Origin of the sequence: Pseudomonas lurida (assembly GCF_013522705.1) — a bacterium.
GTDB classification, from domain to species: Bacteria; Pseudomonadota; Gammaproteobacteria; order Pseudomonadales; family Pseudomonadaceae; genus Aquipseudomonas; species Aquipseudomonas quebecensis.
This window is the reverse complement of sequence record NZ_JAAMRE010000005.1, coordinates 222,313-236,789: the sequence shown is the minus strand read 5'-3', so window position 1 is coordinate 236,789 and position 14,477 is coordinate 222,313. Positions and strand designations below refer to the sequence as shown.

Here is a 14,477-nt window from a genome sequence, read left to right as displayed (position 1 = left end):
TTACAGAGTGATGGGTGTCGCTTCGAAGCGAACGCGAGGATGGGCAATGCGGTCCTGGGCGCGCACCAGTTCCAGTTCATAACTGGCGCAGGCCTGGGTCTCGAGCAGCACTTCGTGCACCGCGGCGGCGGTGAATTCAAAAGCCGCCAGCAAGCTGTCACCCAACAGCACACGCGCCAGGAACAGTCCCGACGTCAGGTCGCCCACCCCCACCGGCTGACGAGGGAAGGCCAGCAACGGCCGGCGCAGGTGCCAACTGGCGTCGGCGGTCACCAACAGCATCTCGAAACCATCCGGCAGCTTGCCCGGGTAATCCAAATGCTTGACCAATACGGCCTTGGGCCCACGCGCCAGCAACGCCTTGGCCATGGCGAGGCAATCGAACAGCGAGCGCGGCTTGCGACCGGCGAAGCTGTCCAGTTCCAACTGGTTGGGGCACAGGAAGTCGGCCATCGCGGCAGCTTCGTCGAGCAGAAAATCGCTGACTTCCTGAGGCACGATGCAGCCTTTTTCCGGGTGCCCCATCACCGGGTCGCACAGGTAAAGAGCCTTGGGGTTGATCGCCTTGATGCGCGCCACGCCGCTGAGAATCGCCCGCCCCTGGTCCGCGCTGCCCAGGTAACCGGACAAAATGGCATCACAGTTACCCAGTTCACCGATGGCCGCAATGCCTTCCACCAACGCAGGAATTTGCTGCGGCGCCAACACTTCTCCCGTCCACTGTCCATACTGGGTGTGGTTGGAGAACTGCACCGTGTTGAGCGGCCAGACGTTCACCCCGACCCGCTGCATGGGGAACACGGCGGCGCTGTTTCCGGCGTGGCCAAAGACCACATGAGACTGGATCGCAAGCAGATGAGGGGTGCGTTTCATGCAGGGGGTTTCCGTAAAGCCATTTGGATTCTGGCCGCGCAGTATGCGACTAAACGCAGCCTGTACGACAGACCGGCGACGCAGTTAAGCTGCTCTCACTTTGTTGGAGTTCATCGCATGCTGACCCTGGGAAACATGTTCGTGTTGATGCTGCTGGCGACCGGTGCCGCCTGGGTGTGGCACAACCACGGCTTGCGCGAGCGCGCGCTGGAGCGGGTCAAGCAGCATTGCGCCAAGCTCGACGTCGAGCTGCTGGACGGCGCGGTGGCGCTCAAGCGTATCGGTTTTGTAAAGGATGCCAATGGGCGGCGGCGCTTGGCGCGGGTCTACAATTTCGAGTTCACCGTGACCGGCGAGACCCGCCACCCCGGCACCATCACCCAGTTCGGCGCCCATAGCGCGCAGATCGAACTGGCGCCCTACCCGTTCGAGATCAAGACCCCCTTGCCCAGCGCCGAGATCATTGAGCTGAGCCAGTGGCGCCAGGACCACAGCACCAAGAACCGTCAGTAACGGCAGGCCGCCAATCCGGCCTGCAATGCCGCCACGTCCTGTGGCGTGCTGAAGATCAATTCCAGACGAGAATCACGGCGCCATTCACTGGCCTGCCACGCAAGCGCGCTGTTATCCAACGCATTGGCGCTGACCCAACCGTCACGGCTGTGGATAACCAGCTTGGCGCGCCGCCAGGCGAGATCTGCCAGCCACGCCGCCACGCGTTGAGTGTCGAATTGCTGGCTCGGATGCCAACGCCACCCCACACTCCAGTTGCCCTCCTGGGCCTGGCTCAAACAGATCGGCACGGTGGGATCGCGCCAGATCGCCGGCCGTTGGGCCAAGCCCTGGGGTTGGTCAACGTTATCCACAGCCACACCCGCGTGCTGATCCAACCCCGGTAGCCGAGCCAATGGCAGACGCGCCTGGTGGGTCCAGTAACGCGGGCAATCGGGTAGCCGCGCTTCAACCGCCTGGCGCTGCGCCGCGTCCAGACCTTCATCCTTGTTCAACACCAGCAGCCCGGCACCGGCCAGCGCTTCCTGTTGCGCCGCGGGCAGGGGTCTACCCGCCGCCAAAGCCTGGGCATCCAGGACCAACACGCAGGGTTGCAGCGTCAGCACGCCCTGCCAAGGTGCCTCACGCAACTGCCTGAGCACCTGCGCCGGATGGCCCAGCCCCGACGGTTCGATAAACAAACGATGCGGCTGGGCCTTACGTAACAGACGGCCCAGGCCTACCTGGAACGGCGCACCGTTCACACAGCACAAACAACCACCGGCGACCTCGCCCAGGGCAATGCCGTCGTCATCCTGGCTCAGCAACGCGGCGTCCAGACCGATCTGGCCGAATTCGTTGATCAACACAGCCCAGCGCTCGCCTGGCGGGCGTTGGGCAAGCAGGTGCTTGATCAGGCTGGTCTTGCCGGCGCCCAATGGCCCGGCTATCACATGAGTGGGAATGTTCTGCAGCATGGAAGGCTTCATTCAGGCCATGGAGAGCGCTTGATCCTACGCGCTTATGCCAGCCAATCCAGCGTCAGAATCAAGCGGCGCTCACCGGCCCTCAAAGCGGGCGAGCGATGAATCAGGCCGTGACCTTCGTTACCGTGCCACTTGCTGCCTTTGAGCAGGGCCACCTCGCCGCAGTGGATCTGCTCAATGCGCGCGGTGGGCTCGGCGGCGGGTTGACCCAATCGGCGGCGGTCCATGATGCCTTCACGCAACCATTGGCTGCCAATCCCCGCATAGGTAGTGATCAGCCGCACCGGTACATGGTCGACGTGAAACCTTGGGCACATGGCTTTATCCAACAACCGCAGGCGCACCCCGATGCGGTGGGCACCGAGCAGGCAGGCAAAGGCGCTGACCAGCCATGACACATCGGCGATGAACCCTTCGTAGCCTTCAAGATCACGGCAATTGGCCGCCAGCCCCTGCAAGTTCGGCACCGCCTCCTCACTGCCGAGTTCCACCACCAACGAATCGGCCACGGGCTCGTTGAGCGCCACCAGCAAGGCGCCGAATTCGGCGATATGCAGCGGCAATCGGCGCTGCCACAGGGCCAGGTTCACCCCGTCTTCAAGGATGTCGGACAGTGCCAACGGGGTTTCGCCGCGAGTCTGGCGAATCAATGGGCGCAAGGGCGTCAATGCAGACAGCATCAGGCGGCGACCTCCTCATACCAGGGGCCAAAAGGGTCGGCCAGCAAGCGCCACCCCTCGACACCCAGGGCCATTTCTTCATCGGTGAGCAAGCACGCATCCAACTCGGCGCGCAGTCGGGCAAAGTCGATGTGCTGCCCGATAAACACCAGTTCCTGACGGCAATCGCCGCTGCCCGGCTGCCAATTGCCCATGATTGCCGCAACGCTTTCCTCGTCCTGCGGCCATTGATTTTTCGGCACGAAACGCCACCAGCGCCCGGCGAAGCCATGGCGCATCAAGCCACCGGCCTGGGACCAGCTGCCTGCATCCTGGTGTTTGCTGGCCAGCCAGAAAAAGCCCTTGGAACGCAGCAATTTCCCGTTGACCCACGGGCGATCGATAAAGTCGTAGAAACGCTGCGGATGAAACGGGCGCCGCGCACGATAAGCGGTGGACGCGATGCCGTACTCTTGGGTTTCCGGTACATGCTCGCCGCGCAATTGCTGCAACCAGCCGGGTGCCTGGGCGGCGCGTTCGAAGTCGAAGCGCCCGGTATTGAGGATCTGCTCCAGCGGCACCTCACCCATCACCATCGGGATGATCCTGGCCTGAGCGTTGAGGCGTTCAAGGATCGCCATCAGTTCCTCGCGCTCGTGCCGGCTGATCAGGTCGATCTTGCTGATCAGGATCACGTCGGCGAATTCGACCTGCTCAATCAGCAGGTCGGTGATCGAACGTTCGTCCTCGTCACCCAGCGTATCACCGCGCGAGGCCAGGCTTTCGGCGGCCTGGTAGTCGAGCAGGAAGTTGATGCCGTCGACCACGGTGACCATGGTGTCCAGCCGCGCGATATCGGCCAGGCTTTGCTGGTTTTCATCGCGAAAAGTGAAGGTTTCGGCCACCGGCAGCGGCTCGGAAATACCCGTGGATTCGATCAGCAGGTAATCGAAGCGCCCGTCCCTGGCGAGTTTGGTGACCTCCTCGAGCAAATCTTCACGCAAGGTGCAGCAGATGCAGCCGTTGCTCATCTCCACCAGTTTTTCTTCGGCGCGGTTGAGCGTGACGTCGCGCTGCACTTCGCTGCCGTCGATGTTGATTTCGCTCATGTCGTTGACGATCACTGCCACACGCAAGTTGTCGCGATTGCGCAGGACGTAGTTAAGCAGCGTACTTTTACCGGCGCCGAGAAAGCCGGACAGCACGGTAACGGGGAGACGATTGGGCATCAGGTCATTCTCATCAGGCCGCCCGTTCGAATCGGGCTGTTGTTAATGTTATAGTATAACAACACAAATAAGCCAACCCTCTTGCTCGTCCTGATGAAGACAGCAATGCTGGCGTCTGCCGATATCGAGATTGCTTATGAACTACTTGCTCTGCGGCCTCCTGCTGATCTTCGCGAGCCAGGCCAATGCCCAAGCGCCGACCTTGCTGGCCAATTGCACACGCAGCGCCAACCTGCTCGCCTGCGTAGACCCGTTGGGCAACGCCTACAGCGTGGCAACGGCCGGCAGTACCACATATCTGCGCGGCTTCGAGGTGATCGGGAAGCGCTACTGGGCGCAGACCAACAGCCGCTACGGGCAACTGACGTTCTTTACCGGGCTGGCGTCGGACGGTGAGGCGTGGGTCGGTTACACACGCCGGGTGGGTTGGACGACGGTCAATCGGTTTTCCAGCTCCGGCGGCGCCGGCGCTACTTTTACCTGCAGCCGCCTCACGGGTTGCTAGACGCGGGCGTTTTTCTGTTCCTGCATCCAGGCCATATAACTGTTTATCGGCGGGTTCTTCTGGAAGTAATTTTTCAGGCCCTCGAATAGCCCGTCAGCCACAGCCTGCTGATGACGTGCGTTCACCAATCGTTGCGCGTCCTGAGCGTTGGAAATAAAGCCGGTCTCTACCAGGATCGACGGTACGTCTGGAGACTTGAGCACTGCGAACCCAGCCTGTTCCACGCGTTTCTGATGCAGCGACGTGATGCTCTGCAGGCTGCCCAGTACCGAACTGCCCAATTGCAGGCTGGAAGCGATGGTGGCGTTCATCGACATATCGAGAATCACCCCGGCCAGCATCGGGTCCTTGTCCTTGAGATTGAGCAGCGTGGTGGCGCCCAGCAGGTCCGCGCCGTTTTCACGCTGGGCCATAAACCGCGCCGTGGCGGAGGTGGCGCCGCCTTCGGACAACGCGTACACCGAAGCGCCTGACGCAGTCAGCCGTGGCGCAGCATCGGCATGCACCGAGATGAACATATCCGCTTTGTGTCGACGGGCGATATCCACGCGCTTGCGCAGCGGCACGAAGAAGTCGTCGTTGCGCACCAGCTTCACGTCAAAGCCCTTTTCGCGCTTCAAGCGCTTGGCCAGCTGTTGGGCGATGGACAACACCACGTCTTTTTCGCGCTGACCCTTGGAGCCAATGGCGCCGGGGTCCTTGCCGCCGTGGCCGGGGTCGACCACTACGATGATGTCGCGCTTGGGATGGGCTTTGTCCACCGGCGCCATCCAGGGCACCGGTTCAGCCGCGATTTGACGGGGCGCCTGGGTAGCGCGGGTCAGGTCCAGCACCAGGCGGTGCCCTTGGCCGTCCTGGGGCGGCAGTACAAAACTGGTGAGCTGCATGGGCGCCGCCAGGTCCAGCACGATGCGTGTGTCGTTCCGGCCGAAATGCCCTGAGCGAATCGAGGTGATTCCGCTGTTTTGCAGCGCCAACTGCGAGAAGTTCCCACTGAGCCCGGCGCCGCTCAGGTCAATGATCAAACGCTCCGGCGCGGTCAGCGAGAAGGTCTTGTACTGCACCGGGCCGCTGAGGTCGAACACCAGCCGTAGTTTGTCGTCTGAACGCCACAAGCGCGCGTTGCGGATCTGCGTGGCGTGAACCGTGAACGGCAGGACGAAAAGTGGGCTGGCCAGGAGCAGGTTGAGAAGCTGACGTCTGTGCATGACAAGTACCGCGAATAGAGGAGCGTCCCTGCTCGACATGGCTGAACAAAGGCTGGCGTATAAATTTCATCGTCGATGAGATTGTTATACTATAACATGTCCAATTATTTCCAACGATGGACCCGTTTATGAACGCGCTGACTCTGCCGGACATTGCCGCGCAGGCTTCACGCCAAGCCTTGCCACTCGACTGGGTCGGCATGTGCGGCATTGCCCTGCCCATCCTTCTTGATAACCAGCGCCTGAGCGCCACAGCCGACGCCGGCGTCAGCCTGGACGATGGCACCGCACGCGGCATCCATATGTCACGTCTGTATCTGGCTTTGGAGATGCTTGACCAGCAGCCGCTTACGCCTGCACTTCTGCGCACTGTACTGCAGCGTTTTCTCGACAGTCATGAAGGTTTATCTAAGAACGCTTATCTGCGCCTCAACGCCGATCTGCTGCTCAAACGCCCGGCGTTGGTCAGCCCATTGGCGGGTTGGAAGAGCTATCCCGTCAGCATTGAAGCGCAGCTGAAAAACCAGATGTTCCACGTGGAACTAAAAATTGACGTGGCGTACTCCTCAACCTGCCCTTGCTCGGCTGCGCTCGCCAGGCAGTTGATTCAACAGCAATTTGTAGATGACTTCGCCAACAGGTCCTTGCAGCATGCAGAGGTGCTGACATGGCTAGGCAGCGCCAACGGCGTTGTCGCCACGCCCCATAGCCAGCGCAGTAGCGCGCAGTTACACGTGCACCTGCAAGGTGAACAGCTGCCGCTGCTGGAGCTGATCAACACGGTTGAAGCCGCTCTCGGAACCGCCGTGCAAACCGCAGTAAAACGCGCCGACGAGCAAGCCTTCGCCCTCGCCAACGGTCAGAACCTGATGTTCTGCGAAGACGCCGCTCGCCGCGTAAACCTCGCCTTGAAACGCTCGGACGCAATCAACGCCTTTCACCTCAAAGTGATCCACGCCGAAAGCCTGCACGCGCACGATGCCGTGGCTGAAAGCCGCTGGACGAGACACTCTGCATGATCACCTGCACCGCTTTACGCTGGGGCGCTCCCGGCCAACCGCTGACGCCACCTGTAGATTTCAACCTGGAAAAAGGCAGCCTCACCGGCGTGATCGGTGCCAATGGCACCGGCAAAAGCAGCCTGCTCAAGGTGATTGCCGGCCTGCAAAGGCCGCTGGCCGGTAAAGTCAGCGTGGAGGCACCACGACGCGGAGGCCTGGCGTTCCTACCGCAGCAACAGCACCTGGACCGCCAGTTTCCCATCAGCCTGCAGGAACTGGTCGCCGCCGGTTTCTGGGGCGTGCAACTCAGCCCGCAACGGCGCAGCCAGCGCCTGCAAGCCGTGCTTGAAGACTGGTGCCTCAGCGGCCTGGAACAGCGCCCGTTAATGGCCTTGTCCGGCGGCCAGTTGCAGCGCGCGTTGTTGGCCCGCATGAGCTTGTCGGAGTCGCCGGTGCTGCTGCTCGACGAACCCCACGCCGCTCTTGATGTAGAGGGCCAGGCGCTGTGCTGGAAACACATCCATGCCTGGCACGCGTCGGGCCGCACATTGGTGGTGGTCTGCCATGACCTGGCATCCGTGCGCCATCACACTCAAAACGTGTTGCAGATCAAAAGCACCGGCTGCTTGCTGGGCCCGAGCAAAGAGCTCATCCGACCCCAGCCCCAGATGCAGGTGGCTTGATGCACTTCGCCGCCCACTTGTGGATGCCCTTCCTCGACTTCGTGTTTATGCGCCGCGCACTGATTGGCGGGCTGGTGCTGGCGTGCAGCACCGCGCCGCTGGGCGTATTCCTGATTCTGCGGCGCATGAGCCTGATCGGCGACGCCGTGGCCCACGGCATCCTGCCCGGCGCCGCCCTGGGGTTCTGGTTCGCCGGTTTGAGCCTGCCGGCGCTGACCCTCGGCGGGCTCGGTGCCGGCCTGGGCATGGCCGGGCTGTCGGCGTGGATCACCCGCCGCACTGGCCTGCGCGAGGACGCCAGCCTCGCCGCCATCTACCCCATTTCCCTCGCCGCCGGGGTGCTGATCCTCGGCATCGCCGGTAAACGCCTGGACCTGTTGCACCTGCTGTTCGGCTCCGCCCTGGCCGTGGATGAAACCACCCTCACCGGTATGTTGTGGGTGTCCGGGTTCAGCCTGATCGCCATGGCGCTGATCTACAAACCGCTGCTGCTGTACACCCTCGACCCATTGTTCCTGCAAACCGTCAGCCGCCTCGGTCCCTTGGCTCATGGGCTGTTTTTGACTCTGGTGGTGCTGAACCTGGTGATCGGTTTCCAAGCCATCGGCGCGCTGATGGTGGTGGGGTTGATGATGCTGCCGGCCATCGCGTCACGGTTCTGGAGCCGACGCCTGCCGGTGTTGATCGCGGTATCGGCAGTGCTGGGATGCCTGTCGGTGTGGCTTGGCTTATTGCTGTCGTTCTACTACTCGCTGCCCAGCGGCCCTGCAATTGTGCTGGTGGCGGGTGCCGGGTACTTGTTGTCTGTGGTCTTCGGTCCGGTGCACGGTTTGCTGCGCCGCCCGCCCTTGCTGTCATCCCAATGAGGTGTTTGCCGATGCGCGCTCTACTCGTGCTGTTCAGTTTGTTGCTACCGCTGTCGATGGCCCAGGCCGCCGACAAACTCCAAGTCGTCACCAGTTTCAGTATTCTCGATGACATCACCCACCAGATCGGTGGCGACCACATCCAGATCAGCAACATGGTCGGCCCCGATGCCGATGCCCATACCTACGAGCCCACCCCGGACGATGCCAAGGCGCTGCTTAAAGCCAGGCTGATCATTAAGAACGGCCTGGGCTTCGAGCCGTGGCTGGACCGCCTGGTGGCGAGTACCGAAACCCGGGCCACCGTGGTCACCGCCAGCAAAGGCGTGATCTCTCACACCATGGAAGAGGACGGCGAAACCATCCCCGACCCGCACGCCTGGCACAACCTGGCCAACGCCGAAATCTATGTGAACAACATCACCAAGGCCCTGATAGCGGCCGACCCGGCAAACCAAGCCGATTACCAGCGCAACAGCCAAGCCTATCTGAAACAAATCTACCGCCTGCTGGCCGAAGCCAAAACCAGGTTCGGCGCCCTGCCGCCGGGCAATCGCCGCATCGTCACTTCCCATGATGCCTTCGGTTACCTGGGCCAGGCCTATGGCATTCAGTTCCTCGCCCCCCAAGGTTTGTCCACCGAGCGGGAGCCTTCGGCAGCCGAAGTCGCCGCGCTGATTACGCAGATTCGCAAGGACAAGGTCAAAGCGGTGTTTATGGAGAACATCAAGGACGCGCGTCTACTCAAGCAGATCGCCGACGAAAGCGGCGCGCAGATCGGCGGGACGCTGTACTCCGACGCCCTCGCCGCCGAAGGCCCGGCCAGCACCTTTATCGGTCTGTTCGAATACAACCTCAACACCCTGTGCAACACGTTGGGCAAGCCATGATCCGCAAGCCCCTTCAGGCGCGCGGCTTGACGGTACCGCAGTTGTTGCCCAGCCACTGGGCATGACTGTCCAGACTGCCCTTCTGCTGCACGCCCGTGGCGTTGAAGGTGCCGTTGACGGTGGTGGTGAATTCTTTCTGGCTCTGGAAAGTCGCCACGCCCGTGCCCTGGGCCTTCGGGCAACTGAAGCGGAATTTCCACTGGTTTCCGGTCTTGTCGGTCACTTCCTGGCGGCAGCCCGACTGCGGGTCGGTCAAGGGGATCGAATCGGACGCCACCTGCGCCGGGGTCAGGCATACCTGCACGCCTTTACCGGCCATGGTAATGCCCTGTTTTTCCAGCATGGCGCGCTGTTCCGGGGTCATCTGTTGCTTGAGCTGGCCGAGGATCAGCGACAGGTCCGGCAACTCCTGGTTATCGACTTTCATATTGCTGGTGGTCACTTCCCACAAGCCCGGCGCCAGCATCTGGGCCTGCGCCGCCAGGGGCAACGACAAACCAACAACCATGGTCATACACAGCAGACGAGCATTCATCGGGTAACTCCTGGGTAAAGGTGGAGCGTTAGACGCCGCAAAACAGCCAGTGTTGCACGGCAAATAAAATAGCGACATTCGTGACCGAACATGGTCTGTTAGGCACTGGATTGCCTGGAGTAACGTCGTCCATGGATTTTTTTGGCCCGCACCTGCTGGCGTACTTTATCGCCACCCTGCACTTCTTCGGCACCCTCGCCGCGATCCATGCGGTGCTGACCGTGCGGACCGCCCAAGGCTCCATCGCCTGGGCCTTGTCACTGATGTTTATGCCGTACCTGACCCTGATCCCTTACCTGATTTTCGGCCGCAGCACCTTCGATGCGTATATCCACGCGCGCCGCCAGGCCAACCAGGAAATGCACAGCGCCATCGCCGCGCTCAATTGGCGCCCGTGGGTCGAAGAGGCCCTGGCCGCACGCCACTCCAGTGCCTACGCCTCGTTGCGCGCCATGCCCAAGCTGGGCCGCATGCCGTGCCTGGCCAACAACCAAGTGCAGTTGCTGGTCAATGGCGAGGCCACCTTCAGCGCGATCTTCGAAGCCATTCGCAACGCCAGAACGGCCGTGCTGTTCCAGTTTTTCATCATTCATGACGACGAACTCGGCCGGCAATTACACGCGCTATTGAAGGAGAAAGCCGCACAGGGCGTGGCCATTCACGTGCTGTACGACCGCATCGGCAGTCACGCCCTGCCCCATCACTACGTGCAATCACTGCGTGACGCGGGTGTACAGATCAAAGCCTTCGCCACCCGCAGCGGTTGGCTCAACCGCTTCCAGGTCAACTTCCGTAACCATCGCAAGATCGTGGTGGTGGACGGCATCACGGGGTTTGTCGGTGGGCACAACGTGGGGGACGAATACCTGGGCAAGAAGCCGCCGCTGGCACCGTGGCGCGACACCCATGTGCAAGTGACCGGTCCGGTAGTGGCGTGCCTGCAGGAGTCATTTGCCGAAGACTGGTTCTGGGCTGCACGGGAACTGCCGCCGCTGATCCTGCCGGACGCCTACCCCGAAGACGGCGTGCTTTGTCAGCTGCTGGCCAGCGGCCCGGCCGACGCGTACGAAACCTGCTCGCTGTTCTTCGTCGAAGCGATTCACGCCGCCGCCGAACGCGTGTGGATCACCAGCCCGTATTTCATTCCCGATGAAGCGGTGTTCGCTGCCCTGCGTCTGGCGGTGTTGCGCGGCGTCGATGTGCGCCTGCTGCTGCCATCGCGCCCCGACCATCGCATCGTCTACGCCGCCTCCAGCCTGTACGCCATCGAAGCCGTGCGCGCCGGCGTGCGAGTGTTCCGCTACACCCCCGGCTTTCTGCATCAGAAAGTGGTGCTGGTGGACGGCGAAATCAGCGCCATCGGCAGTGCGAACATGGACAACCGTTCGTTCCGCCTGAATTTTGAAGTGATGCTGCTGACGGTCGACGAAGCCTTCGCCCAGCAGGTGGAGCACATGTTGCTCAACGACTTTGCCCAAGCCCATGAGGTCAGCCAGGAAGAAAGCCTCGAAACCCGCCGGTTGCAACACCTGGGGATGCGCATTGCGCGCTTGATCTCACCGATTCTCTAACAGCCAACACGGTAGAAAAACTGTGGGAGGGGCTTGCCCCCTCCCACATCTGCCCCCCTGGTTCAGCGGTAGATATCTTCCCGCGTCCACGGCAGTTCATGGCTGCCGTCGGCATGAGGTTTGACCGCCAGGATCTGGTGCAGGTTGATCCAGCCCCGCGCGAACGCATAGGCACAGCCCGCCAGGTACAGCCGCCAGATGCGCAATGCCTGCTCCGGCACCATCCTGGACGCCGCATCCAGGTTGTCTTCAAGGCGCTCGCTCCAGTGGTCCAGCGTGCGCGCGTAATGCAGGCGCAGGCTTTCGACGTCGACCACCTCCAGCCCCACTTCACTGAGCTCGGCGGTCATCATTGCCAGGTGCGGCAGTTCGCCATTGGGAAACACGTAGCGCTCGATAAACTCACCCGCACCACGCCCAACCGGGCGGCCGTCGGTATGTTTGGCCGTGATGCCGTGGTTCATCACCAGGCCACCTTCGCGCACAGCACCGAACAAGGTCTTGCAGTACTGCGCCAGGTTGGCGTGGCCGACGTGTTCGAACATGCCTACGCTGACCACTTTGTCGAAGCGGCCATCCTGGGGCAGGTCGCGGTAGTCGAGCAGTTGCAGGTCGATCTGATCCTGCAGGCCCTCGGCCTCGACCCGCTCCCTGGCCAGTTGCAGTTGCTCCTTGCTCAAGGTAATGCCGAACACCTTGACCCCGAACTCCCGCGCCGCGTAACGCGCCAGTCCGCCCCAGCCGCAACCGACATCCAGCAGGTACTCGCCCGGCTGTAACCGCAGCTTGCGGCACAGGTGGCGGAATTTGTCCTGCTGGGCCTGGTCGATGGATTCGCTGCCGGTTTCGAAATAACCGCAGGAGTACGCCATGTCCTGATCCAGCCACAGCTGGTAGAAGGCATTGGACAGGTCGTAATGGTAGGAAATGGCCGCCGCGTCCGTGGCCTTGTCGTGAATCGAGCGCACCGGACGACTGCCTTCGTCGTCATCCACCAGCGCGTGACTTAACTCGTCGCACACCCGGATCACTTCGGTGATGGAGCCCTCAAGCTCCAATTTGCCCACCACAAAGGCTTCGCCCAAGGTGTCGAGCGTGGGATGGGAAAGCTGAGGCACGACCGTGGGGTCCTTGACCACGATGGTGACGCTGGGCTCGGGGCCCAAGTTGAATTCATGGCCATCCCAGAGTCGAAGACGCAGCGGCAGCTGAAGATTCTGTAAGGCCGGTGGAAGTTGCGCGAGCATGAGTAGTCCCCCCTTGTTTCAGACGTCTGCTGTGAGGGTAGACCATCCCAAGACGAGTAGGAGGCTATCGATTCCATCGAGCACGACTATGGGTCTCGACGCTGCAGCAACCCTTCCTGGACCCACTGTTTCAGCCACGTAACAGCCTGCAGCGGGGCACCCTCTGCATAAGTGACTTCCAGTTCGGCGCACAGTTCGCCAAAGCACCAACCGGTCGTCACCATGCCGGCCAGGGCGCAGGCTTGCGCAACATCCAGGCTGCGATAGCGGCATACCTGTTCGTGGCGCCAGACCAGGCAAATCTGCGCGGGGTCCATGGCCTGGCTGCCGGGGAAAGTCGTCTCGTCCTTGCTGGCGCGCCAGATTGCCACCGAGTTGAAATGGCACAACAGCTGTTGCACAGACGGAACCAGCGCCACGCGCAAGCCAGGCCAGGCCTCAGGCGCCAGCCCGGCCAACTCCGCGAGGCTCAGCGGTTCGCCCTCAGGCGCATCGAACGCCAGGGTAAAGGCCCACTCCAACCGCGCCAGTTCGGCCAGTGGCGCGCTGTGCTGCGGCACCAGGTGCTCCAGGATAAACGCGGCGAACCGCGCGCCGAGCCAACGCAGGCTGTAATGCGCGGACGGGTAGCGGCGCACATAGGCATCGGCCAGTGCGGCGAATTCGTCATCCCCCAGCCAGTAACGAATGGCGCTGAAGTCATGCCGCAGCACTTCCTGCAACCGAGCACGGTAGGCGTTGTGATAAATCGCCAGGCCCGTATCCACATCCAGGGTCGGCCCGCCGCGCAACGTGGCGGCAAACCCAGGCTCAAGCGCCGGGTTATCAGCCAGCAGGTGCTGCTCGAACGCCAACTGCCAATCGATCAGGCGCATAGGGCTCTCCTGGCCAGGGTCGATGCGCCCAGCTCACGGGCCTTATCCAACTCGTCGAGCAACTCATGAAAGGGTGGGAAACGGTCATCGCGTTCCAGTAACGTCGATACCGGCCCGATGTGTTCCAGCGTCTGTTGATACAGCGCCCACACGGGGTCGCACACCGGATGATCATGGGTATCGACCACATAGTCGCCATAGTCCAGGTGCCCGGCCAAGTGCAGTTGGCGAATGCTCTGCGGCGGCAGGTTGCGGATGAAGGTCCAGGCGTCGAAACCATGATTACGCGCACTGACGTAAACGTTGTTCACGTCCAGCAATAACTGGCACCCCGACAAATGGGCCAGGGCGTTGAGGAATTCCCACTCGGTGAACTCGTCCGACCGGGCGCGCACGTAACTGGAGACATTTTCCAGCACCAGCGGCCGTTGCAGAATGTCCTGCACCTGACGAACGCGGCCAGCCACGTGGTAAAGGCTTTCTTCGGTGTAGGGTAAAGGCAGCAGGTCATGCAACTGGTGCGCGTTGCCGCGGCTCCAGCACAGGTGATCGGACACCCACGCCGGCTGGATGCGCTCGGCGAGCTGTTTAATCTGCTTCAGGTAATCGAGATCGAGGGCATGAGGCCCGCCGATCGACAGCGATACGCCGTGCATCACCACTGGGTAGCGCTCGGCAATCGCGTCCAGGTAATACAAGGCTTTGCCGCCCTGGACCAGGTAATTTTCGGAAATCACTTCGAACCAATCCACCGCAGGCGATTGCTCAAGGATCTGTTCGTAATATTCGTTGCGTAACCCCAGGCCGTAGCCCAGGAAAGGAAGCGAGGTGGCCATCGTGGACTCCAGGAAAAGTGT

Annotated in this window: 16 protein-coding genes; 7 read left to right on the top strand and 9 right to left on the bottom strand. The window is 61.8% G+C overall.

Going from position 1 to position 14,477, the window contains the following annotated elements:
- Nucleotides 1-873, bottom strand: a complete 873-nt coding sequence (gene pdxY, locus G7025_RS06990) for a pyridoxal kinase PdxY (protein WP_181077620.1) — start codon at nucleotides 871-873, stop codon at nucleotides 1-3.
- 117 nt (nucleotides 874-990) lie between these two features.
- On the opposite strand from pdxY, the gene G7025_RS06985 reads away from it, so the two are divergent.
- Complete coding sequence (locus tag G7025_RS06985) at nucleotides 991-1,386, top strand: DUF3301 domain-containing protein (protein WP_181077619.1); 396 nt, start codon at nucleotides 991-993, stop codon at nucleotides 1,384-1,386.
- Here G7025_RS06985 and G7025_RS06980 read toward each other — a convergent pair.
- The 3 genes from G7025_RS06980 to zigA are packed head-to-tail and all read right to left on the bottom strand — an operon-like array spanning nucleotide 1,380 to nucleotide 4,239.
- Entirely contained in the window at nucleotides 1,380-2,342 is a 963-nt protein-coding gene (locus tag G7025_RS06980; protein WP_181077617.1) for a CobW family GTP-binding protein, read from the bottom strand. The two genes, G7025_RS06985 and G7025_RS06980, sit on opposite strands and share 7 nt — an antisense overlap.
- Before the next feature lie 44 nt (nucleotides 2,343-2,386).
- On the bottom strand, nucleotides 2,387-3,031 hold the full coding sequence (locus G7025_RS06975; protein ID WP_181077615.1) for a DUF1826 domain-containing protein: 645 nt from the start codon (nucleotides 3,029-3,031) through the stop codon (nucleotides 2,387-2,389).
- Nucleotides 3,031-4,239 (bottom strand): zinc metallochaperone GTPase ZigA, encoded by a 1,209-nt coding sequence (gene zigA, locus G7025_RS06970; RefSeq protein ID WP_181077614.1) that lies wholly within the window; start codon nucleotides 4,237-4,239, stop codon nucleotides 3,031-3,033. The genes G7025_RS06975 and zigA overlap by 1 nt, the downstream gene beginning before the upstream one ends.
- A 136-nt stretch (nucleotides 4,240-4,375) precedes the next feature.
- On the opposite strand from zigA, the gene G7025_RS06965 reads away from it, so the two are divergent.
- Nucleotides 4,376-4,744 carry a glutamine synthetase gene (locus G7025_RS06965; protein WP_181077612.1) on the top strand — a complete coding sequence of 123 codons (369 nt, stop codon included), beginning with the start codon at nucleotides 4,376-4,378 and terminating at the stop codon, nucleotides 4,742-4,744.
- On the opposite strand, the gene G7025_RS06960 is transcribed toward G7025_RS06965, so the two are convergent.
- Nucleotides 4,741-5,952 (bottom strand): N-acetylmuramoyl-L-alanine amidase, encoded by a 1,212-nt coding sequence (locus G7025_RS06960; RefSeq protein WP_181077610.1) that lies wholly within the window; start codon nucleotides 5,950-5,952, stop codon nucleotides 4,741-4,743. The genes G7025_RS06965 and G7025_RS06960 overlap by 4 nt on opposite strands.
- Before the next feature lie 128 nt (nucleotides 5,953-6,080).
- Between G7025_RS06960 and folE2 the strand changes: the two genes are divergently transcribed.
- Genes folE2 through G7025_RS06940 form a run of 4 tightly spaced genes read left to right on the top strand, consistent with a single transcriptional unit; the run spans nucleotide 6,081 to nucleotide 9,392 of the window.
- Complete coding sequence (gene folE2 / locus G7025_RS06955; protein WP_181077608.1) at nucleotides 6,081-6,971, top strand: GTP cyclohydrolase FolE2; 891 nt, start codon at nucleotides 6,081-6,083, stop codon at nucleotides 6,969-6,971.
- Nucleotides 6,968-7,636, top strand: coding sequence for a metal ABC transporter ATP-binding protein (locus G7025_RS06950; RefSeq protein WP_181077607.1), 669 nt, complete (start codon nucleotides 6,968-6,970; stop codon nucleotides 7,634-7,636). The genes folE2 and G7025_RS06950 overlap by 4 nt, the downstream gene beginning before the upstream one ends.
- Entirely contained in the window at nucleotides 7,636-8,502 is an 867-nt protein-coding gene (locus G7025_RS06945; protein ID WP_181077605.1) for a metal ABC transporter permease, read from the top strand. The genes G7025_RS06950 and G7025_RS06945 overlap by 1 nt, the downstream gene beginning before the upstream one ends.
- Nucleotides 8,503-8,513: 11 nt before the next feature.
- Nucleotides 8,514-9,392 carry a metal ABC transporter substrate-binding protein gene (locus G7025_RS06940; RefSeq protein ID WP_181077603.1) on the top strand — a complete coding sequence of 293 codons (879 nt, stop codon included), beginning with the start codon at nucleotides 8,514-8,516 and terminating at the stop codon, nucleotides 9,390-9,392.
- 13 nt (nucleotides 9,393-9,405) lie between these two features.
- On the opposite strand, the gene G7025_RS06935 is transcribed toward G7025_RS06940, so the two are convergent.
- The gene (locus G7025_RS06935; RefSeq protein ID WP_181077602.1) at nucleotides 9,406-9,927 is read right to left on the bottom strand and encodes a DUF3617 domain-containing protein; all 522 of its coding nucleotides are present in this window, start codon (nucleotides 9,925-9,927) and stop codon (nucleotides 9,406-9,408) included.
- A gap of 131 nt (nucleotides 9,928-10,058) precedes the next feature.
- Here G7025_RS06935 and cls point away from each other — a divergent pair, with 131 nt between their 5' ends.
- Complete coding sequence (cls, locus tag G7025_RS06930) at nucleotides 10,059-11,498, top strand: cardiolipin synthase (protein WP_181077600.1); 1,440 nt, start codon at nucleotides 10,059-10,061, stop codon at nucleotides 11,496-11,498.
- A gap of 62 nt (nucleotides 11,499-11,560) precedes the next feature.
- Here the strand turns inward: cls and cfaB are convergent, their stop codons facing one another.
- From cfaB to bufB, 3 genes are all read right to left on the bottom strand, one after another.
- On the bottom strand, nucleotides 11,561-12,745 hold the full coding sequence (cfaB, locus tag G7025_RS06925; RefSeq protein ID WP_181077598.1) for a C17 cyclopropane fatty acid synthase CfaB: 1,185 nt from the start codon (nucleotides 12,743-12,745) through the stop codon (nucleotides 11,561-11,563).
- An 86-nt stretch (nucleotides 12,746-12,831) separates the two neighbouring features.
- A complete protein-coding gene (locus G7025_RS06920; RefSeq protein ID WP_181077596.1) occupies nucleotides 12,832-13,620 on the bottom strand; it encodes an HvfC/BufC N-terminal domain-containing protein in 789 nt (262 codons plus the stop codon).
- Nucleotides 13,611-14,456, bottom strand: a complete 846-nt coding sequence (bufB, locus tag G7025_RS06915) for an MNIO family bufferin maturase (RefSeq protein WP_181077595.1) — start codon at nucleotides 14,454-14,456, stop codon at nucleotides 13,611-13,613. The genes G7025_RS06920 and bufB overlap by 10 nt, the downstream gene beginning before the upstream one ends.
- Nucleotides 14,457-14,477: the final 21 nt, after the last annotated feature.

Bases quoted from the DNA above. Each gene is read 5' to 3' on its own strand.
- G7025_RS06935 (WP_181077602.1), bottom strand. From the start codon at position 9,927: ATGAATGCTCGTCTGCTGTGTATGACCATGGTTGTTGGTTTGTCGTTG.
- G7025_RS06945 (WP_181077605.1), top strand. From the start codon at position 7,636: ATGCACTTCGCCGCCCACTTGTGGATGCCCTTCCTCGACTTCGTGTTT.
- pdxY (WP_181077620.1), bottom strand. From the start codon at position 873: ATGAAACGCACCCCTCATCTGCTTGCGATCCAGTCTCATGTGGTCTTT.
- G7025_RS06985 (WP_181077619.1), top strand. From the start codon at position 991: ATGCTGACCCTGGGAAACATGTTCGTGTTGATGCTGCTGGCGACCGGT.
- G7025_RS06960 (WP_181077610.1), bottom strand. From the start codon at position 5,952: ATGCACAGACGTCAGCTTCTCAACCTGCTCCTGGCCAGCCCACTTTTC.
- G7025_RS06950 (WP_181077607.1), top strand. From the start codon at position 6,968: ATGATCACCTGCACCGCTTTACGCTGGGGCGCTCCCGGCCAACCGCTG.
- G7025_RS06920 (WP_181077596.1), bottom strand. From the start codon at position 13,620: ATGCGCCTGATCGATTGGCAGTTGGCGTTCGAGCAGCACCTGCTGGCT.
- G7025_RS06965 (WP_181077612.1), top strand. From the start codon at position 4,376: ATGAACTACTTGCTCTGCGGCCTCCTGCTGATCTTCGCGAGCCAGGCC.
- folE2 (WP_181077608.1), top strand. From the start codon at position 6,081: ATGAACGCGCTGACTCTGCCGGACATTGCCGCGCAGGCTTCACGCCAA.
- G7025_RS06980 (WP_181077617.1), bottom strand. From the start codon at position 2,342: ATGCTGCAGAACATTCCCACTCATGTGATAGCCGGGCCATTGGGCGCC.
- cls (WP_181077600.1), top strand. From the start codon at position 10,059: ATGGATTTTTTTGGCCCGCACCTGCTGGCGTACTTTATCGCCACCCTG.
- bufB (WP_181077595.1), bottom strand. From the start codon at position 14,456: ATGGCCACCTCGCTTCCTTTCCTGGGCTACGGCCTGGGGTTACGCAAC.
- zigA (WP_181077614.1), bottom strand. From the start codon at position 4,239: ATGCCCAATCGTCTCCCCGTTACCGTGCTGTCCGGCTTTCTCGGCGCC.
- cfaB (WP_181077598.1), bottom strand. From the start codon at position 12,745: ATGCTCGCGCAACTTCCACCGGCCTTACAGAATCTTCAGCTGCCGCTG.
- G7025_RS06940 (WP_181077603.1), top strand. From the start codon at position 8,514: ATGCGCGCTCTACTCGTGCTGTTCAGTTTGTTGCTACCGCTGTCGATG.
- G7025_RS06975 (WP_181077615.1), bottom strand. From the start codon at position 3,031: ATGCTGTCTGCATTGACGCCCTTGCGCCCATTGATTCGCCAGACTCGC.